The following is a 20,265-nucleotide window of genomic DNA, read 5'->3' on the forward strand; positions in this document are numbered from 1 at the left end:
CATCGGCATTCCTTCCGCGTCCGACCCTGCCGCCGCAACGCTTCCCGTGCCGCTTATGTCCCTGCATGCAGCCGCCGATGCAGCGGCCCGAGCAGCGCCGACAGCGCGATGCACATGAGCAGCACGGCCGTCAGCGCGAACATCGACGTCCTGAAGCCCTGCACGTAATCGAGCGCGGCCGGATGCGCGCCGAGCCGGGCGAAGAACACGCCGCCGAGCGTCGCCGCGCCGACGGCCGCGCCGATCTGCAGCATCGCGGTGACCATGCCGGAGGCGACACCCGCGCGCGCCGTGTCGACTTCCGCGAGCACGATCCGCACGACCGACGGCAGCACGAGGCCCTGGCCGATCCCGATCGCCGCGATCCCCACATAAAAGCCGACGCCCGGCGTGGCGGCACCCGCCAGCGCGGCGGCCGTCGCGACGCCGGCCGCGAGCATCGCGAAACCGAGCGTGAGCACGCGATAGCCGCCGAACCGGCCGACGAGTCGCGGCATCAGCAGCGGGCTCGACAGGAAGCCGAGCCCGAGCGGCAGGATCGCGAGCCCCGACGCGAGCGGCGACCAGTTCAGGCAGCCTTGCAGGTAGATTCCGTAGCTCAGGAAGAACGCGCTCAGCGTATAGAACAGGAACGCCAGCACGAGCCCGAGCGCGACGACGGGGTTGCGGAACAGGCGCACGTCGAGCAGCGGATCGTGGCCGCCCGCGAGACGGCGCGCCTCGACCGCCAGCAGCGCGCCGAGCATCGGCAGCGCGCCGACGAGGCACGCGACCATCCACAGCGGCCAGCCGGCCTCGCGTCCGTGCGTGAGCGGGTAGACGAGCATCAGCAGGAACAGCGACAGCAGCACCATGCCCGGCACGTCGATGCGCTGGCCTTTCGGCGGCCGGCTTTCCGGGATGAAGCGCCAGCTGCCGATCAGCGCCAGGATGCCGATCGGCAGGTTGACGAGGAAGATCGCGCGCCAGCCGAGCCCGAACGGATGCAGGCTGATCAGCGTGCCGCCGCCGAGCTGGCCGATCACGGCCGCGAGGCCGAACACGAAACCGTAGAAGCCCATCACGCGCACCTGCTCTTGCGGGCTGAACACGCTGCGGATCGTCGCGAGCACCTGCGGCGCGAGGATCGCGGCGAACAGGCCCTGCAGCACGCGGCCGCCGACCAGCACCGCGCCGCTGCCGGCGAGCCCGCACAGTGTCGACGCGACGACGAAACCGGCCATCCCGATCATGAACATGCGCTTGCGGCCGTACAGGTCGCCGAGCCGGCCGCCGGTGATCTGCACGACGGCATTCGCGCATGCGTACGCGGACACGACCAGTTGCAGCTCGGCCGGGCGTGCGCCGATGCCGTCGCGGATGGCCGGCAGCGCGAGATTCACAATGAAGTAGTCGAGCGGCGGCAAAATCGCGCCAACCAGCAGGACCACCAGCGCCCAGCCGTGGTGGCTGCGCGGCGTCGCCGCGGCGGCCGTGCCGGCCGGCACGCAGGGGGCAAGGGTGTCGTTCGTCATGGAAGCAAGTCCGAAAGAATGAGTGCCACATTCACGCCGGTCGCGACGACAGAAGCGCCGGTTCGGCCGTGGGCGGGCGATTGACCCCCATTCTGGGTGGTGGCGATGAATCGGAAAAGCGGGAATTGGTGGTAGCATCCATCGGGTTAATCGATGGATGGAGAATGGCGATGCGCGGTTTCGACCTGGATCAGTTGCGTACTTTCGCGGCGGTCGCGGACGCCGGCAGCCTGACGGCCGCCGCGCCGCTGCTGCACCTGTCGCAGTCGACGGTCAGCGAGCAGGTGCGCAAGCTCGAATCGCGCGCCGGCGTGCCGCTGTTCGTGCGCAGCAAGCGCGGCGTCGAGCCGACCCCGGCCGGCGCGCGGCTGCTGCAGCACGCGCGGCGCATCGTCGCGCTGAACGAGGCCGCGTTCGACGAAGTGCGCGGGCAGGCGATCAAGGGCGAGCTGCGCGTCGCGATCACCGATTACTACCGGACCAACGAAGTCGCGGGCCTGCTCGCGCGGCTGCGGGAGTGCTACCCGCAACTGAGCCTGCACGTCAGCGCGATGAAGAGCGCCGATATCGAGGCCGCGCATGCGCGCGGGCAGGTCGATCTCGGCGTGGTGATGAACCTGTCGAGCGGGCCGTTCCGGCCGGCGTCGGCCGATACGCGCTGGGTGCTGCGGCGCGAGCCGCTGTCGTGGGTCGCATCGCCCGCGCTCGCCGAGCAGTTGCCCGAGCCGCTGCCGCTCGTGCTGCTGCCGGACGACTGCATGATGCATCAGGTCGCGGTGCGCTCGCTCGACGAGCAGCACATGCCGTACCGGCTCGTGCACAGCGCGTCGGGGGTGGCGGGGCTGCAGTCGATGCTGGCGGCGGGGCTCGGGGTGGGCTGCCTGTGCGCGTCGGCGATCGGCGAGGGCATGATGCGGCTCGGCGCGAAATACCGGCTGCCGCCGCTGCCCGACGCGGTGTTTTCGCTGACGCCGCCGATGCCCGGCGAACGCGAAGCCGTCACGCAGGCGCGCGAGGTGCTGTCGCGGCAATTGCTGATGTAAAACCGGGCCGCACGATTTGCGGCGGCGCGTAGTGAGAGGCGCGCCAGGGGACAAAAAATGAACGACGAACTGCAACGCCAGATGGCCGCGAAGCTGCAGGATGCGCTGGAGCGCGTGGTCGACGAACGCTCGCTGATCCACTTCCTGCGCGTGCTCGGCCACGACTGGAACACGGAGCGCCAGCTCGAGGCCGACGTGCCGCCGTCGCCGTACGCCCGCGCCGCGCTCGGCTGGGAAAACCGCTCGATCGGCGAGTATCTCGACGCGATGGTCGACTGGGCCGAGACGTCGGAGGAAGGGCTGCGTTTCTACGACGTGCCCGACAATCCGTGGCGGCGCATGGCGGACATCCTGTTCGCCGGGAAAATTTACGAATAGCGCCGCGCGGGCGCTTCGTTCCCTGCGTTCGTGCCGTCGCCGCGCCCGGTTTATTCGACGGTTTCGCCGCTCACATACGCACGCAGGCCATCAACCAGCGCATCGAACACCGCGCGGCAGCGCGGGCTCGACCGCAGGTCCTCGTGCATCACGACCCAGGTTTCCAGCTGCATCGCGAGCGTGTCCGGCAGCACGCGCACGAGCCGCGCGTCGCGTTTCGCGAGCCCGCTCTGGCAGAAGCCGATCCCGTAGCCGGCGCGGATCATCGCGAGCTGGGCGAGGTTGCTGTCGGTGCGCAGCGAGAACGCATCGCGCTTCCACTGCGGCATGCTGCGGCCCATCGAGCGGATGAACGGCGTGACCGTATCGAAGCCGATCAGCGCGTGCTGCGCGAGTTCGTCGGTCGTCTCGGGCACCCCGTTGCGCGCCAGGTAGTCGTCGCGCGCATACAGCCCGACATCGACCGCGCCGATGCGTCTAGCAACGAGCGCCTCCTGCGTGGGCGGCGCCATCCGGACCGCGATGTCGGCCTCGCGCTTGAGCACGTCCTGGAGGCGGTCGGTCGGCACCAGTTCGATGACGAGCCCCGGATGATTGCGCCGCAATTGCGCGAGCATCGGAGGCAGCACTTCGACGGCGATCACGTCGCTGGCCGAGATCCGCACGATGCCACGCACGCCGGCGCCGTGGCTTGCCGCTGCGCGCTCGAACGCCGCGGCCGCGCTGCGCAGCGCCTCCGCATGGCCGCGCAGCGCGAGCGCCGCCTCGGTCGGCAGCAGGCCGGACGGCGAGCGCGTGAACAGCGTCTGGCCGAACGCGGCCTCCAGCGCCGCGACGTGGCGGCCGGCCGTCGGCTGCGTGATGCCGAGGGCGCGTGCCGCGCCCGACAGCGAGCCTTCCATCAGCACGGCGAGAAAGGTGCGGTAGCGTTCCCAGTTCAGATCGGTGGTCATACATAAATGTATAGCCGATCCATTAGGTTCGGCAATTCCTTGATAGCCGAAGGGGCGCCAGAATGCGTGTCATCACGGTTCATTCAAGGAGAGCGGCAATGACGACCCACGCAGGCGGAACGCAACGACAGGCACTCGTGCTCGGCGCGAGCGGCGGAATTGGCGGGGAAGTCGCGCGGCAGTTGCGCGATGCGGGCTGGCAGGTGCGCGGGTTGAAGCGCGGGCTCGATGTCGAAGTCGTGGAGCGCGACGGCATCACCTGGATGCGCGGCGACGCGATGGACCGCGACGCGGTCGTCCGGGCCGCGCGCGGCTGCAGCGTGATCGTGCACGCGGTGAATCCGCCGGGCTACCGGAACTGGGCCGGGCAGGTGCTGCCGATGATCGACAACACGATCGCGGCGGCGAAGGCGGAGCGGGCGACCATCGTGCTGCCGGGCACCGTCTACAACTATGGCGCCGATGCGTTTCCGGTGCTGGTCGAAGATGCGCCGCAGCATCCGTCGACGCGCAAGGGCGCGATCCGCGTCGAGCTGGAGCGCCGGCTGCAGGATGCGGCCGGGCAGGGCGTCCGCACGATCATCGTGCGGGCCGGCGATTTCTTCGGGCCGAAGCTCACCGGCAACAGCTGGTTCGCGGCGGGGTTCGTCAAGGCCGGGCAGCCGGTTGCGTCCATCAGCGTGCCGGGGCGGGATGGCATCGGGCACCAATGGTCGTACGTGCCGGACGCCGCGCGCGCGATGGTCGAGCTGATCGAGCGGCGCGACACGCTGGAGCCGTTCGCGCGCTTTCATCTCGGCGGGCATTGGGATGCGGATGGCACGCAGATGGCGGAGGCCGTGCGCCGCGTCGCGCAGCGGCATGGGCTGCGGCCGACGGTGCGCAAGTTCCCGTGGTGGTTCGTGTGGGCGGCGGCGCCGTTCGTCACGACGCTGCGCGAATTGCTCGAGATGCGCTACCTGTGGCGCGAGCCGATCCGGCTCGACAACACGCGGGTGACCGCGGTGCTCGGCCGCGAGCCGGTGACGCCGCTCGATGCGGCGGTCGAGGCGACGCTGGCGGGGCTCGGGTGTCTCAAGTGAGCAACGGCCCGTGCCTGGGTCCATGCTCCGGTACGGGCTGGCACGATGGCGAACCGCAGCACCCGCGGCACAACAATTCTCCACATACCCGGGCCCGTCCGATGCGCATCATGTCGGCTCATGTCGAAAAGGCGGAAACGGGGGCGCGATGTTGCATTTCGGGTGGAAAGTATCGGTTGCGGGCGCAATGATGCTTGCATTGAGCGGGTGTACCAACCTGGCTGGTGTGCTGTATTGCGGCAACTCGCAGTTCAACTTTCCCGACTATCACTGCTTTTAAGCGTATTAGCGGGAGCCGGCGCGGCGACAGAACGCTGGCGCGCCCATGTGCCGCGCCTCGTTGCCCGTTATGCCACGACCGGCAACACCTCCACCGCATAGCGGTGCCGAAGGCTGCGCCCGAGCACCGGATCGTGCAGCTCCATCTCGAACGCCTCGCCGTCACCCATTGCCGCGATCACGCCATGCACGGCAACGGTGCCGCCATACATCGCTGCGCGTATGGGCATCGTCCGACCGTCATCGAAGCGCTGCCACAGCATCTCGGGCGCAAGCAAACCACTCACCGCGCCGTGCTGGTACGCCGTCCGCCCGCCATCGCGCGAAATCAGCCACGAACGCATCTCGATCGCATCCCAGTGATCCGCAACGTCCGCATAAAGCCACGCGTCGTGGCCGAGCGGTTTCGCGCACACCTGCTTCGACACCGCGACGCCGTAGGCTTCGACCTCACGATCCGTATGATCGGAGCCGACGGTCACGAGCGTGCCTGCCGGGCTGTCGACCAGCACGCATTCGATCTCGCCGCCCGAGCGTGCGCCGAGCACGCCGATCGCAGGCGCCTGCGTGAGCAGCGCGGCCGACACGCGATAGAAGCAGGGCGTGGTCGACGGCGGCGCGACGCCGAGCGCCGCGAGTTCGTCGATATGCGCCTGGATCGCGGCCGGATCGCGGCCGGCCCAGCCGGCGATCACGACGCGCGCGATCTCGACGTCGACGGTGCCCGGCGCACCTTTCCGGGGAATGACATTGAACGACAGGGTTGGCATATGCGTATCAGTTTGAATTGCGAAGGAATGAAACGGCTTACCGGCGGCGACGTTCAATCCGCGAGCGGCTTGTGCGCGGTTTCGCGTGCGACGAGGAGCGCGATCGACGTGACGACGAGCGCGGCGGCGACATACAGCGACACGGCCGTCGTCGTGCCCGTCTGCCGGAACAGCGCGGCGATCACGAGCGGCGCGAAGCCGCCGCCGACGATGCCGGCGAGCGTGTACGCGAGCGACGAGCCCGCGTAGCGCACGCGGGTCGGGAACTGTTCGGTCACGAACGCGCCTTGCGGGCCGTACATCACCGCGTGGATCACGAGGCCGATCGAGACGGCCGCGACGATCGCGCCGGGGCGCGCCGAATCGAGCAGCGTGAAGAACACGAACGCCCACACGATGCCGGCGAGCGCGCCGGCGAGATACACGGGCCGGCGGCCGAAGCGGTCCGACAGCGCGCCGAAGACCGGCACCGCGAGCGCGTTGCAGGCCGTGCCGATCATCACGGCTGTCAAGGCGACAGGGCGCGACAGGTGCAGCACGGTCGTCACGTAGGTGAGCGTGAACACGACGATCAGCGCATACAGCACGTCCGAGCCGATCCGCGAGCCGCCGGCGATCAGCAGGCGCTTCCAGTGATACTTCAGCACGTCGGCGACGGGCACCTCGGCGGTCGCGTGCGATTCGGCGAGCTGCTCGAACTGCGGCGTTTCGTCGACGCCGCGCCGCAGCCAGAAGCCGAACACGACGAGCAGCGCGCTGGCCGCGAACGGTACGCGCCAGCCCCACGACAGGAAGTCGCCGGACGTGGTCGCAAGCGTCACGAGCGCGATGCAGCCGGTGCCGAGCAGCGTGCCGAACGACGGGCCGATCTGCGTCCACGATGCGGACAGCCCGCGCCGCTTCTGGTCGCCGTGCTCGACCGACAGCAGCACCGCGCCGGCCCATTCGCCGCCGAGCGCGACGCCCTGCACGAAGCGCAGCGCGACGAGCAGGATCGGGCTCAGGATGCCGGCTTGCGCGTAGGTCGGCAGCGCGCCCATCAATGCGGTCGTCACGCCCATCAGCACGAGCGTGAGCATCAGCACGGCGCGGCGGCCGAGGCGGTCGCCGAGATTGCCGAACACGAAGCCGCCGAGCGGGCGCGACACGTAGCCGACCGCATAGGTCGAGAACGCGAGGATCGTGCCGGCCAGCGGATCGACCGACGGAAAGAACAGGTGGTTGAAGACGAGTGCGGCGAGCGTGTTGTAGATCGTGAAGTCGTACCACTCGAGCGACGTGCCGATCATGCTCGCGGTCGCGAGTCGGCTGGTGCGGACGCGGCGGGGCGCGTGGGCGGCGGGCTGGGCGAGCGTGTTCATGGTGTCGGGCGTGTCGTGATGGGGAACGGGATGAAATGCCGGACCGATGCGAGGGTGTGCGTCGCGCCTGCGGTGCGGCCGGCGTGGGCGATCAGGCCGAACATGCCGCGGCAGCGGGTTCGGTTTCGACGTCGCCGCGCGTGACATGCAGCGGCGCGGCGGCGCGCCACAGAAGCGCGAAGGTGCGCACGTCGTCGTGCCCGGCGAGCGTGGCGGCCACGCGGCGGGTCGCGGCCGCATCGCTGCCTTCGATCAGCACGAGTGCATCGGCCGCCGGGCGGGCGGCCGCATCGGCGCCGATCGGCGCGGACAGCTCGGGCGCGGTGCAAAACAGTCGTGCCGCGTGGATGCCCGGTTCGTGCAGCACGTCGTCGAAACGCTCGCGCAGCTGCGGCACATCGATGCGATCGGGCGGCAGCACGAACAGCGCGAGATGCGCGCCTTCACCGTCGCCGGCCTCGATCGTCAGTTCTCCGACGCGTCGCTGCGTGCCCGTCATGCGATCGAAGTTCGCGAGCGACCATGCGGTCTGCTGCGTGAACGCGCGCCGGTATGCATCGCCATGGAACACGTCGAGCGCGTCCGTCACGTAAAGCGCGAGGTACTTGCGCGGGCCGCGATCGGTCGCACGAAAGCGCCGCGCATGCGTGAAGCCGGGAATCGCGACACGCTCCTGCATGTGCTCGCGGTCGTACCACGCGTTGAAATCGGCTTCGTGCGCGGAGTCGATATCCGTCCAGACGCAAAGCTGGCCGTGCGGAAGGGAAAGGCGGGTCATCGCGGGGTTCCTCGTGACGGGGTGTCAGGAACCGCAGTTTCCCGAAGACGGGCCGCGCCCGTCCAACAAGAAAACAAATTCGCGGTGAACAGGTTTTCTTATGAGCGGCGCGGGCGGCGTTTCGCGGCGGGCGGGGCGGATGGCGTCGTGCGTTTCGCTTTTGCCGGTGCTTTCGCTGCGGCTTTTGTCGCGGGACGGGCGGGTGCTTTGCTCACGTTGTCGGGCGCGGCCGTCTTTGCGTGATGCGCGGCGGCGGCCATCGCGCGCGCGACTTCGCTGGCCAGTTCCGCGATGCGCGCGGCCACCGGCAGGCCCTGGCTGCGATACGTCGCGACCAGAGGCAGCGCGGGGAATTCGGGTTCGACGTCGAGCAGTTCGAGCGTGCCTTCGTGGAGTTCGCGCCCGATGATCGCGGGCGGCAGCGCGGCCACGCCGAAACCGTCGGCGACGAGGCGGATCATCGCGGCGACCGACGTGATGCAGTTGATGCTGGCCGGCCGCTCGACGGCCGCGAACAGCCGCTCGATCGTTGCGTGCGGCCCCGAGTGGCGCGAGAAGCTGATGATCGGGAATGCCGCGAGGCGTGCGACGTCGAGCGATTGGCCGCCGAGCCCGAGGCGCGGGCTGGCCGCCCAGCGCACCGGGAATTCGCACAGCGGCAGGTTCGTGAAATCGGGGCCGGGCACCGGGTCGGTCTGCAGGATCAGGTCGACGCCGTCGGTGCTGAGCAGGCGGATCAGGTGCAGCGTCGTGTCGCTCGTGATCTCGACGTCGAGGCGAGGATAGCGCTCGCGCAGTTGCGCCATCAGCGCGGGGAACCAGCTGTGCACGATCGATTCGATCACGCCGATCCGGATCAGGCCCGCATCGCTCGCCGCATCGATGTCGCGGCGCATTTCGCCGTCGAGGCGCACGATCCGCTCCGCGTACGCGAGCATGCGGCGCCCGGCGGGCGTGAGCGTGGCCGAGCGCGTGTTGCGGTCGAACAGGCGCACGTCGAATGCTTCCTCGAGCGACGCGATGCGGCTCGACACGGCCGCCTGTGTGGTGTGCAGTTTTTCGGCCGTGAGCCGGAAATTTTCCAGCTTCGCGAGCCAGACGAAGGTTTCAAGAAACCGGATGTTCATCGACGTTCGAACCGTGAGGCGGGGCCGGGCGGGGCGGCGGGATCGGTCGATGGTAGCGGATTTTCGGGGGCGGGAAAGAAGCGGGCGGCGCGGCGCGCGTGCGTGGGCAGGCGCTGGAGCGGGAGGACGAGAGGACGTGCGCGCAACGCCGCCCGCGACGCGTACGTCACGCGAGAGGCGCACCCGCGCGCATCAAAGCTTGTCGAACGTGAGCGTCGGCACGTCGACGACCATCGCGCCGCCGTCGGCGACGAGCGTCGCGCCGGTCACGAACGACGCGTCCGGTGACGCGAGGAACGCGCACACGGCCGCGATCTCGTCAGGGTCTGCGGCGCGCCGCAGCGGCACGTCGGCGCTGACGCGTGCGTACGCGCCGTCGAGCGTGTCACCGTGCGCCGACATCAGCGGTTCCATCTCCGCGTCGGCCATCGGCGTGCGGACCCAGCCGGGGCACACCGCATTCGCCCGCACGCCGTGCGGCCCGTAGTCACGTGCGAGCGACCGGGCGAGCCCGAGCAGCGCGTGCTTGCCGACCGTGTAGCCGCACACGCCGGGGCCGGCCGCGAGCGCGGCGATCGACGCGACCAGCACGATGCTGCCGCGCTGCGCGATCAGGTCGGGCAGGCACGCGCGCGCGCTGACGAACGCGGTGTCGAGGTTCGCGTGCATTGCGTCGCGCCATTGCGCGTCGTCGGTTTCGTCCGCGCGGCCGAGGCCGTGGCCGCCCGCGCATGCGACGAGCGCGTCGACGCGGCCGAAGCGTTCGGCGACCTGCGGCAGGAAGCGGGCCCAGTCGGCGGTGCTCGCGGCGTCGCCGACCAGCGCGAGGCCGCCCGTTTCGGCGGCCAGCGCGTCGAGCGGCGCCTGGCGCCGCCCGATCAGCACGACGCGGTCGCCGCGGCGGGCGAAGCGGCGCGCGCACGCGGCGCCGATACCGGTGCCGGCGCCGGTGATCGCGATCGTGCGGGGTGGCGGGTGGGTCATGTCGTGCTCCGGAATGGTGTCGTTTCCGGTCACTTTAGGCGGCGCCGGCGCGCGCCGGTATCAGCCGAAAGGATGAACGCGGGCGGCATCCGGGCGATCGGAGCGGCCGCGAGCCATTTTGCAAAGGCTGACGATGTGCGGCGCCGAATCGCTCTATCCTCCACATTTTTGCGATAAGTCACGAAAGCCCGGCAGAATAGCGCGGGCGGGCCGCGCATCGACGCGCGGCGCATCGGCCGGCCGATTCCGTCGTGCGAGCGGAGCGGCAGGCCGACGATCCCGGCAGGAGTACGCACCCCCGTGCGCGGCTCTTGTATCGGCAGGGGATCGTGTCACGACAACCTATCGCCCGGTGCGCGCTCGCGTGCCGGACCATCGACAAGAACAGGGAGGGCCGGCTATGAGGCTGGACGACGAAACGGAAAGCACGAACGTCGAGGATCGCCGCGGCGCCGGCGGGTTCGGCGGCGGGCGTGGCGCGACGATCGGCATCGGCACGATCGTGGTTGCGTTCGCCGCGTCGTATTTCTTCGGGATCGACCCGCGCGTGATACTCGAAGGCGCGTCGGCGCTGCAGGGCCGCCAGCAGCAGGCGCAGCCCGTACCCGCGCAGCGGCAGGGCGCGGCGGCGAACGAACCGAACGTCGTGTTCACGCGCAAGGTGCTCGGCAATATCGAGCGCACGTGGACGGGCGTGTTCAATACCCAGCTGCACGCGCAGTACCAGCCGCCGACGCTCGTGATGTTCACGAACTCGACGCCGACCGCATGCGGCACGGGCCAGACCGCGATGGGGCCTTTCTACTGCCCGGGCGACCGCAAGGTGTACATCGACCTCGGCTTCTACGACGAACTGCGCAAGCGTTTCGGCGCGGGCGGCGATTTCGCGCAGGCTTACGTGATCGCGCACGAGGTCGGCCACCATGTGCAGAACCTGCTCGGTATTTCCGACAAGGTCGACGCCGCGCGCCGGCGGGCGAGCCAGGCGCACTCGAACGCGCTGTCGGTGCGGATGGAGCTGCAGGCCGACTGCTTTGCCGGCGTGTGGGCGAACAACGCGCAGCGCGCGAACCAGCGGCTGATGGAACCCGGCGATTTCGAGCAGGGGCTGAAGGCGGCGGCCGCGATCGGCGACGACCGGCTGCAGCAGCAAGGGCAGGGCTATGTCGTGCCGGAGAGCTTCACGCACGGCACCAGCGACCAGCGCGTGTACTGGCTGCGGCGCGGGATGCAATCGGGCGAACTGAGCGCCTGCGACACGTTCGCCGCGAACGCACGCTGACTTGCGGGCGCGCCGCATTGCGCGCTTATATCGTCCCGGCCGAACCCGCGATGCCGTCCGGGCCGGGACGATTTGCCGATTTGTGCTCACCGGCGCTTTTCGGCGTCGGTAGGCTGGCCCGAACTTCGATCTTCGATAAGTTCGCCCGCCAGCCGATTCCACCATGCCGACCTCATCCGTTCCCGCCGACCCGGCCGCCGCCGACTGGCCACGCGCGCTGCGCGCGTGCGTGGACGCGTTCGACGCGTTCGCGAGCCCGTCCGCGATCGTGTTCTACCGGCTCGACCAGAGCGGCGAGCCGGCCGATTTCGAGCTGTTCGGGATGCCGGAATCGATGCATCGCACCTATGTCGCGCGCTACCGGATGCTCGATCCGCTGCATCCGTCGCGCTGCGCGGCAGGCGAGCGCGCGGTCGTCACGCTTGCGTCCCAATTGCCTGACGAACGGCGCGACGCGTCCGCGTACTGGACCCGCTTCCTGCGGCGGCACGATGTAGCCGACGTGGTCGAGATCTGGCTGCGCGACGCGGGCCGCACGGTCGGCGCGTTCTCGCTGCTGCGCTTCGAGGCGGGCGACACGCGCGGCGGCGTGGCCGGCAACAGCACGGCCGGGCGGTTCGCGTCCGGCGAGATCGATGCGCTCGCGCGGCTGCAGCCGGTGGCCGAAGCCGCGCTGAGCCCGCTGCTGCGCGCGCGGCGTGGGATCCACCGGATCGGCTGCGAGGAGCGGCTGACCTACCGTGAGGAGCAGATCGCGCGCCTCGTGCGCGACGGCCGCTCGAACAAGGAGATCGCCCGCGATCTCGCGCTCGGCCAGCCGACCGTCAAGACGCACCTGATGCGGATGTACCGCAAGCTCGGGGTGTCGAACCGCACGGAACTGGTGGGGGCGTTGTTCCTGTAATTCATCGGATAATTGCGATCCGGACTTCGAACCTTTCGCGATCGCCAGCCATCCCGCGGGATTCGAACCCGCCCACCCAGCGCCCACGCGCTGCCAATTTGCGCTCACCGGGCGCGAACCCTCGTCGATACAGTGGAACGACGCCCGCGTGCCCGTGTGCACGCGGTCCAGCCACGACAATCCTCGAGACGCCCATGAGCACCACGAATTTCGTCGCCGTCAGCGACACCGTGCGCACCTTCGTTGCGCGCGACTTCGGCCTCTTCATCGACGGTGAAATGCAGCCCGCGCACGCGGCCGCGCGGCTCGACGTGTACGACCCCGCGACGGGCGGGCGGCTTGCGACGGTGGCGGACGCCGACGCACACGACGTCGACCGCGCGGTCGCCAGCGCGAAGCACGCATTCGACACCCGTGTGTGGAGCGGCCTGCGCCCTGCCGACCGCGAACGCATCCTGCTGAAACTCGCCGACCTGATCGAAGCCGACGCCGAAACGCTCGCGCAACTCGAAACGCTGAACCAGGGCAAGTCGATCCACGTGTCGCGCGCGATCGAGGTCGGCGCGAGCGTCGAATACGTGCGCTACATGGCCGGCTGGGCGACCAAGATCACCGGCCAGACGCTCGACGTGTCGATCCCGTTCCCGCCCGGCGCGCGCTATACGGCCTATACGCGCAAGGAGCCGGTCGGCGTGGTCGCAGCGATCGTGCCGTGGAATTTCCCGCTGATGATCGCGGTGTGGAAGCTGATTCCCGCGCTCGCGGCCGGTTGCACGATCGTGCTGAAGCCGTCGCCGGAAACGCCGCTCACCGCGCTGCGCCTGGCCGAGCTCGCACGCGAGGCCGGCGTGCCGCCCGGCGTGTTCAACGTCGTCACCGGCGGCCGCGTGTGCGGCGCCGCGCTCGCGAGCCACCCGTCGATCGCGAAGATCTCGTTCACGGGCTCGACCGCGACCGGCAAGCTGGTCGGCGCGGCGGCCGTGCAGAACATGACGCGCTTCTCGCTCGAGCTCGGCGGCAAGAACCCGATCGTGATGCTCGACGACATCGACGTCGCACAGGCGCTCGACGGCGTCGCGGCCGGCGCGTTCTTCAACCAGGGGCAGGTGTGCGCGGCCGCCTCGCGCATCTATGTGCATCGCAGCAAGTTCAGGCAGCTCGCGGACGGCCTCGCGGGCGTCGCGCAGTCGATGAAGCTCGGCGCGGGCCTCGACACGACCGCGCAGATCAACCCGCTGGTCTCCGCGCACCACCGCGACAAGGTCGTCCAGCACATCGAAGGCGCGCGCCGCGCGGGTCTCACGTTCCTCGCGGGCGGCACGCCGGTCGACGACCTGCCCGGCTACTACGTGAAGCCGGCGGTGATCGCCGATCCGCATCCGGACAGCGCGATCGTGCGCGACGAAGTGTTCGGCCCGGTAATCGTCGTCGTGCCGTTCGACGACGCCGCCGACGCGGTGCGTCTCGCGAACGCGTCGCCGTACGGCCTCGCGGCGAGCCTCTGGAGCAACGACCTGACCCGCGTGATGAACCTCGTGCCGCAGATCGAGGCCGGCACCGTGTGGGTGAACTGCCATATCCCGCTCGACCCGTCGATGCCGTTCGGCGGCTACAAGCAATCGGGCATCGGCCGCGAATTCGGCCAGTACGCGATCGAAGGCTTCACCGAAACCAAATCCGTCTGCATCGCGCACTGACGCGCGGCCTCAACCTCAACCGATCCGACAGTGGAGACTGCAATGAGCTACAACGAAGCGAAATTCTGGCACCCGATGCTGCACCCGAACGAGATGAAACAGCGCAAGCCGATCCGCATCGTGCGCGGCGACGGCTGCTACGTGTTCGACGAACAGGGCCGCAAGCTCGTCGACGGCGTCGCGGGCCTGTGGAACGTGAACGTCGGCCACAACCGCCAGGAAGTGAAGGACGCGATCGTGCGCCAGCTCGACGAGCTCGAATACTTCCAGCTGTTCGACGGCATTTCGCATCCGCGCGCGGAGGAGCTGTCGAAGAAGGTGATCGACATGCTCGAACCGGAGGGCATGCGCCGCGTGCTGTACAGCTCGGGCGGCTCCGACTCGATCGAGACCGCGCTGAAGATCGCGCGCCAGTACTGGAAGGTGCGCGGCCAGGCCGACCGCACGAAGTTCATCTCGCTGAAGCAGGGCTATCACGGCACGCACTTCGGCGGTGCGTCGGTGAACGGCAACACGGTGTTCCGCCGCAACTATGAGCCGAACCTGCCGGGCTGCTTCCACGTCGAGACGCCGTGGCTGTACCGCAACCCGTTCACGCAGGATCCCGAAGCACTCGGCCGGATCTGCGCGGAGATGCTGGAGCGCGAGATCCAGTTCCAGAGCCCCGACACGGTGGCCGCGTTCATCGCGGAGCCGATTCAGGGCGCGGGCGGCGTGATCGTGCCGCCGGCCAACTACTGGCCGCTGGTGCGCGAGGTGTGCGACCGTTACGGCGTCCTGCTGATCGCCGACGAAGTCGTGACGGGCTTCGGCCGCAGCGGCAGTATGTTCGGCAGCCGCGGCTGGGGCGTGCGCCCGGACATCATGTGTCTCGCGAAGGGCATCTCGTCGGGCTACGTGCCGCTCGGCGCGACCGTCGTGAACGCGCGGATCGAGGACGCGTTCGCCGCGAACGCCGATTTCGGCGGCGCGATCATGCACGGCTACACGTATGCGGGCCATCCGGTCGCGTGCGCGGCGGCGATCGCGAGTCTCGACATCGTCGTGAAGGAGGACCTGCCGGCCAACGCGGCGAAGCAGGGCGCGTATCTGCTCGAAGCGCTGAAGCCGTTCGCGGAACGCTTCGCGGCGGTCGGCGAAGTGCGTGGCAAGGGGCTGATGCTCGCGCTCGATCTGGTCGCGAACAAGGACACGCGCGAGCCGATCGACCCGCTCTCGGGCTATGCGAACGCGGTCGCGGAAGTCGCGCGCGAGAACGGCGTGCTGGTGCGCCCGGTCGGCACGAAGATCATCCTGTCGCCGCCGCTCGTGATCCAGCGCGAGCAGCTCGACCGGATCGTCGACGCGCTCGCGGCGGGCTTCGAGGCCGTGCCGTTCGCGTGACGGTGTGACCCCGTGACGGCGCGCCGGCGGCGGGCAGCGTAGCCGCCGCCGGTTTGCCAATTTGCGCTATGACCGGATTATTTTGCCTGCGTATTTTTTCGACATCGGATCGAGTTGTGATCGACAAGGGGCCCGGGAATCGAAGCGCTTGAGCGCCGCCCCGGGCTGACCGCAAAGCCATGGAACCCCGGCCGCCGACGAAGCGGCGGCCGGGGTCGACACAGGAAGGAGACAAGGATGTCGGGATGGTCTGGAGTTACCGGCGCAGCGGGCGATACGCCCGGCGGCACGCCGGCTGAAGCGGGCGGCGGCACGGCGCTGAAGGCGGGTGCGGTCGGCTTTCCGACCGCGCTGGCGAGCGCCGTCGGCCTCATCATGGCAAGCCCGGTGATTCTCACCGCGACGTCGGGCTTCGGAATGGGCGGCTGGGCGTTCGCGGTCGCGATGATCATCGCGTTCGTGATGATGCAGGCGCAGGCGACCACCTTCTCCGAAGCCGCCGCGATGCTGCCGACGGCCGGCTCGGTTTACGATTACCTGTCGTGCGGGCTCGGCCGCTTCTGGGCGATCACCGGCACGATCTCCGCGTATTTCCTCGTGCACGTGTTCGCCGGCACGGCGGAAACGATCCTGAGCGGCATCATGGCGCTCGTCAATTTCGAATCGCTGAATGCCGCGTTCGAGAAGCACAACAGCTCGTGGCTCGTCGGTGTCGGCCTCGTCGTCACGTTCGCGATCACCAACATCATCGGCATCAAGGTGTTCAGCAAGCTCGAGATCGTGCTGACGGCCGGCATGTGGCTGTCGCTGATGATCTTCGGGATTCTCGGGCTCGCGGCCGCGCCGGCCGTGCATCTCGACGGCTGGTTCGGCGGCTCGGAAGTCGGCACGTCGGTGCCGGCCGTGCTGTCGCTGGTCGGGATGGCGATGTTCATGTTCGTCGGCTGCGAGTTCGTCACGCCGCTCGCGCCGGAAATGAAGTCGCCGGGCAAGACGATTCCGCGCGCGATGGCGCTGGGCCTCGTCGGCGTCGCGATCTGCATGTTCCTGTACGGCGCGGCGATCCGCCGCCAGGTCGCGAACGTACCGGTGAGCGCCGACGGCCTCACGCACCTGCTCGACACGCCGGGCGCGATTCCTGCGTTCGCGCTGCAGGTGCTCGGGCCGTTCGGCCGCGTGTGGTTCGGCATCGCGTTCCTGTGCGCCGGTGCCGCGACGATCAACACGCTGATGGCCGGGCTGCCGCGCATCCTGTACGGGATGGCGATTGACGGCGCGCTGCCGCGCTGCTTCGCGTACCTGCATCCGCGCTTCAAGACGCCAGTGGTCGGCATCGTGGCGGCGGCGATCGTGCCGATCTTCCACGCGTGGCTGATCAACGGCAATCTCGACAGCATCCTGCACCTCGTGCTCGCCGCCACCTGCGCGTGGGGCACCGCGTACCTGCTCGTCACCGCGTCGGTCGTGATGCTGCGGATTCGCCGCCCGGACCTGCCGCGCCCGTACCGTTCGCCGCTGTTCCCGCTGCCGCAGATCGTGTCGAGCGTCGGCATCATTCTCGCGATCTGGTACATCACGCCGCCGGGCATGAACGCGCGCGACATCTACGTGCCGTTCGGCGCGATGCTCGGGCTCACCGCGCTGTACGCGCTGTTCTGGACGCTCGTCGTGCAGCGCCGGCATCCGTTCAAGCCGGTGCCGGTCGAGGAAGTGCTGCGCAACGAGCACGTCGCATCGTGAAGATCGCGCTCGCCCGCTGGCGCGCGGCGCCCGATGCGCCGCCGCCCGGCCACCGGCCCGGCGCGATCGCCGCGCGCGTGCTGGCCGATCTGCGCGCCGAGCGGGATGCCGATCACGTCGGCAGTCCGACGGCGAGGCTGCCGAACGGCGTGCGCGTTAGCGTCGACGAGCGCGTCGACCGCCAGTTCCTGATGCACACGATCAGCGTGAAGGTGGCGGCCACCGCGTGCGGCCCGGCCGTGCAGGGCAGCGCGCGCGTGCGGCAGACCGGCTGGCTGCGCTGCACGGGTATCGACGCGCTGGCCGCTCCAGGATGCGACCCCGGATTCGCCGACACGCTGGCCGCGCTGGTCGCCGAGCCGTCGCTGGCCGATGCGCTGCGGCCGCTGCACCTGACCGACTGCACGATCGACGCGCGCGACGGCTGCTGGACGCTCGCGATCGTGCCGTTCGGCGGCAGCGAGGTGGTGAACCGGATGCCGTCGTTCCGCCGCTACGTCCGCCTGACGGGCGAGCAGGCCGCCGCGCTGTCGGCGGCCTGTCTTGCGTTCGAAACCGCACTACGCAGGATTTTGCACGGGTAAGCTGTGGCGTTGCGCGCCGGGGAACCGGCGGCCGCGTTTAAGGGTTTTACCGGAGATGCCGATGCTGTTCCAGTCACGCTCACACGAAGACGTGCACGATCACGGGCTCGCGATCGCGGGCTGGCATCAGGTGTACCGCCAGATGACGCCGGGCCGCTTCAAGGGCACCGTCACGCAGGTGCTGTACGACGATTTCCACTTCTTCCGCGAAACGACCAACCGGCGCGTCGCGCAAACCGGGCTCGCGCCGGCCGGGCGCACGTCGCTCGCGGTGCCGCTGTCCGTGCCGCTCGCGGGCACGTTCCAGGGCCAGCCCGTCGACGGCTATGCGCTGCTCGCGCTGCGCGCCGGCGAGGATTTCGAATTCCACACGCCGGAGGGGATGGGGCTCGTCGGGATCAGCGCGGCGTCCGACATGGTCGACGAGCTGTGCGAAGCCGAATTCGGCGCGTCCGGCGCGCGCAAGCTGCGCCACGTGACGCGGCTGTCCGACGAGCAGGGCGTCGCGCTCGGCGCGCGGCTGTCGTCGCTGATCGACGATGCGCAGCGCAACCCGGGCCACCTCGAATACGCGGCCACCCGCAAGATGTTCCGCGACGCGATGCTCGGCATGTTCCTCGATGCGCTCGAGCAGGGCATCGGCGTCGAGCGTCGCGACATCACGCACGCCACTTACAGCGACATCGTGAGCCGTTGCGAGAAGCATCTGCGCGACCGGCCCGAGGAACCCGTCACCGTGCTCGAACTGTGTCGCGCGCTGCGCTGCAGCCGCCGCACGCTGCAAACGAGCTTCCAACGCGTGGCCGACGTCACGCCGGTCGGCTATCTGCGCACGATTCGGCTGAACGCGGTGCGCCGCCTGCTGCGCACGACGCCTGTGCAGCAGCTCGGCGTCGGCGAGGCTGCCGCGAGCTGGGGGTTCACGCACCTCGGCTATTTCGCGCGCGAGTATCGCGACCTGTTCGGCGAGCTGCCGTCGCAGACGACGCGCCCCGAATGATGCGCGCGCGCCGCGACGGCGCCGCCGGGCACCGTCGCAAGCAACGCGTGCGACTGTTTGCCGATTTGCGATAGAGGTCCTGAATTTTCGCTGGATAGAGTCCTGTCACCCATATCGATAACCCCATCGATCTGCACTGCGAATCGATGACAACAGAGGGGCGGGACATGAAGATCGGACGACGACTGGCCGCGGCGGCGGCGACGCTGGGTTGCATGCACGCACACGCGCAGACCTCGGGCAGCGTGACGCTGTACGGCACCGTGGACACCGGCATCATCTACTCGACGAATCAGCAGTTCACGCGCGCCGACGGCAGCACGGGCGGCGGTCATGCATGGCAGATGGGCGGCGGCAACCTCGTGCCGTCACGATTCGGCTTCCAGGGCGCCGAGCCGCTCGGCGGCGGGCTCAATGCGGTGTTCACGCTCGAGCAGCAGTTTCTTTCGGCGAACGGGCAGGCGCTGCAGGGCGGCACGGCCTTCAGCCGGCAGGCATGGGTCGGGCTGCGCCAGGACGGGATCGGCACGCTCGGCCTCGGCCGGCAGTACGACTCGTACACCGACATGCTCGGCGCGTACGTGTCGAGCAACAACTGGGCGACGCCGTACGGCTCGCATCTCGGCGACGTCGACAACCTGAACGCCGCGTTCAACTTCAACAACGCGGTGAAGTTCACCAGCGCCGATTTCAACGGCCTCACGTTCGGCGGCACGTTCAGCGTCGGCGGGCAGGCCGGCGATTTCTCCGCGAAGCGCGGTTACGCGTTGGCCGCGACGTACACGCGCGCGCCGGTTGCGTTCTCGGTCGGCTACCTCGACCTGCACCAGCCGCTCGACGCGGCGCTCGGCGGCGCGAACGGCTATATCGGCGATTTCGCGTGCAGCAACCCGGGCGCGATGTATTGCCTGCTGCAGGATGCGGGCTCGATGCGCGCGTTCGGCGCGGGCGGCTCGGTCACGTTCGGCGACGCGACGATCGCGCTCACCTATACGCATACGCGCCTCGGCGACAGCCGTTATTTCTCGACCACCGCGCAGCCGCGCACGCAGGCGTTCACGTTCGATATCGGCGAGGTGAACGCCACGTATATGTTCACCCCCGCGCTGCAGGGCGGCGTCGCGTACATCTTCAACGCAGCCCACACCGACGGGCGCGGCACGACGCGGTTCCACCAGGTGAACGTCGGCACGAACTACAGCCTGTCGAAGCGCACGGCGCTGTATGCGGTCGCGATCGGCCAGATCGCGAGCGGGAAGGGGCTCGGCACCGACGCGGACGGTAACGCGGTGAACTACGCGCAGATCCCGGTGCTCGCGAACAGCAACTCGACCCGGCAACTGGCGGTGATGGCGGGCATTCGTGTGAACTTTTAAGCGCAGGGTATGCGACACGGCGCGCGAAAC

At 69.3% G+C, this 20,265-nt stretch carries 18 protein-coding genes; 11 read left to right on the forward strand and 7 right to left on the reverse strand.

Going from position 1 to position 20,265, the window contains the following annotated elements:
• Positions 1–53 precede the first annotated feature (53 nt).
• Positions 54–1,514 carry an MFS transporter gene (locus CFB43_RS22085; protein WP_089496567.1) on the reverse strand — a complete coding sequence of 487 codons (1,461 nt, stop codon included), beginning with the start codon at positions 1,512–1,514 and terminating at the stop codon, positions 54–56.
• A 170-nt stretch (positions 1,515–1,684) separates the two neighbouring features.
• Here CFB43_RS22085 and CFB43_RS22090 point away from each other — a divergent pair, with 170 nt between their 5' ends.
• Together CFB43_RS22090 and CFB43_RS22095 are read left to right on the forward strand one after the other, a co-directional pair.
• Entirely contained in the window at positions 1,685–2,557 is an 873-nt protein-coding gene (locus tag CFB43_RS22090) for a LysR family transcriptional regulator (protein ID WP_089498099.1), read from the forward strand.
• Positions 2,558–2,614: 57 nt separating this feature from the next.
• Complete coding sequence (locus CFB43_RS22095) at positions 2,615–2,935, forward strand: DUF7660 family protein (RefSeq protein ID WP_089496568.1); 321 nt, start codon at positions 2,615–2,617, stop codon at positions 2,933–2,935.
• Positions 2,936–2,985: 50 nt separating this feature from the next.
• Here the strand turns inward: CFB43_RS22095 and CFB43_RS22100 are convergent, their stop codons facing one another.
• Positions 2,986–3,888 carry a LysR family transcriptional regulator gene (locus CFB43_RS22100; RefSeq protein WP_089496569.1) on the reverse strand — a complete coding sequence of 301 codons (903 nt, stop codon included), beginning with the start codon at positions 3,886–3,888 and terminating at the stop codon, positions 2,986–2,988.
• A gap of 98 nt (positions 3,889–3,986) precedes the next feature.
• Between CFB43_RS22100 and CFB43_RS22105 the strand changes: the two genes are divergently transcribed.
• Positions 3,987–4,970 carry an NAD-dependent epimerase/dehydratase family protein gene (locus CFB43_RS22105; RefSeq protein ID WP_089496570.1) on the forward strand — a complete coding sequence of 328 codons (984 nt, stop codon included), beginning with the start codon at positions 3,987–3,989 and terminating at the stop codon, positions 4,968–4,970.
• Between the two features lie 347 nt (positions 4,971–5,317).
• Here the strand turns inward: CFB43_RS22105 and CFB43_RS22110 are convergent, their stop codons facing one another.
• The 5 genes from CFB43_RS22110 to CFB43_RS22130 form a co-directional block, all read right to left on the reverse strand.
• Entirely contained in the window at positions 5,318–6,019 is a 702-nt protein-coding gene (locus tag CFB43_RS22110; protein ID WP_089496571.1) for a DUF2848 domain-containing protein, read from the reverse strand.
• Between the two features lie 53 nt (positions 6,020–6,072).
• Positions 6,073–7,380: an MFS transporter gene (locus CFB43_RS22115; RefSeq protein WP_089496572.1), complete on the reverse strand. Its 1,308-nt coding sequence runs from the start codon at positions 7,378–7,380 to the stop codon at positions 6,073–6,075.
• 91 nt (positions 7,381–7,471) lie between these two features.
• Complete coding sequence (locus tag CFB43_RS22120) at positions 7,472–8,158, reverse strand: DUF4286 family protein (RefSeq protein ID WP_089496573.1); 687 nt, start codon at positions 8,156–8,158, stop codon at positions 7,472–7,474.
• A gap of 98 nt (positions 8,159–8,256) precedes the next feature.
• Positions 8,257–9,285: a LysR family transcriptional regulator gene (locus CFB43_RS22125; protein ID WP_089496574.1), complete on the reverse strand. Its 1,029-nt coding sequence runs from the start codon at positions 9,283–9,285 to the stop codon at positions 8,257–8,259.
• A gap of 192 nt (positions 9,286–9,477) precedes the next feature.
• Positions 9,478–10,269, reverse strand: coding sequence for an SDR family NAD(P)-dependent oxidoreductase (locus tag CFB43_RS22130; protein ID WP_089496575.1), 792 nt, complete (start codon positions 10,267–10,269; stop codon positions 9,478–9,480).
• A gap of 400 nt (positions 10,270–10,669) precedes the next feature.
• Between CFB43_RS22130 and ypfJ the strand changes: the two genes are divergently transcribed.
• From ypfJ to CFB43_RS22170, 8 genes are all read left to right on the forward strand, one after another.
• A complete protein-coding gene (ypfJ, locus tag CFB43_RS22135; protein WP_089496576.1) occupies positions 10,670–11,551 on the forward strand; it encodes a KPN_02809 family neutral zinc metallopeptidase in 882 nt (293 codons plus the stop codon).
• Between the two features lie 163 nt (positions 11,552–11,714).
• Entirely contained in the window at positions 11,715–12,455 is a 741-nt protein-coding gene (locus CFB43_RS22140; protein WP_089496577.1) for a helix-turn-helix transcriptional regulator, read from the forward strand.
• A 194-nt stretch (positions 12,456–12,649) separates the two neighbouring features.
• Complete coding sequence (locus CFB43_RS22145) at positions 12,650–14,152, forward strand: aldehyde dehydrogenase family protein (protein WP_089496578.1); 1,503 nt, start codon at positions 12,650–12,652, stop codon at positions 14,150–14,152.
• A gap of 42 nt (positions 14,153–14,194) precedes the next feature.
• Complete coding sequence (locus tag CFB43_RS22150) at positions 14,195–15,535, forward strand: aspartate aminotransferase family protein (RefSeq protein ID WP_089427101.1); 1,341 nt, start codon at positions 14,195–14,197, stop codon at positions 15,533–15,535.
• A 237-nt stretch (positions 15,536–15,772) separates the two neighbouring features.
• Positions 15,773–17,275: an APC family permease gene (locus CFB43_RS22155; protein ID WP_089496579.1), complete on the forward strand. Its 1,503-nt coding sequence runs from the start codon at positions 15,773–15,775 to the stop codon at positions 17,273–17,275.
• Entirely contained in the window at positions 17,272–17,859 is a 588-nt protein-coding gene (locus CFB43_RS22160) for a DUF3156 family protein (RefSeq protein ID WP_089496580.1), read from the forward strand. The genes CFB43_RS22155 and CFB43_RS22160 overlap by 4 nt, the downstream gene beginning before the upstream one ends.
• A 61-nt stretch (positions 17,860–17,920) precedes the next feature.
• Positions 17,921–18,859, forward strand: a complete 939-nt coding sequence (locus tag CFB43_RS22165) for a helix-turn-helix domain-containing protein (RefSeq protein ID WP_089496581.1) — start codon at positions 17,921–17,923, stop codon at positions 18,857–18,859.
• Positions 18,860–19,026: 167 nt separating this feature from the next.
• Positions 19,027–20,235, forward strand: coding sequence for a porin (locus CFB43_RS22170; protein WP_089496582.1), 1,209 nt, complete (start codon positions 19,027–19,029; stop codon positions 20,233–20,235).
• Positions 20,236–20,265 lie beyond the last annotated feature (30 nt).

It is taken from the genome of Burkholderia sp. AU15512, assembly GCF_002223325.1.
Taxonomy (GTDB): Bacteria; Pseudomonadota; Gammaproteobacteria; order Burkholderiales; family Burkholderiaceae; genus Burkholderia.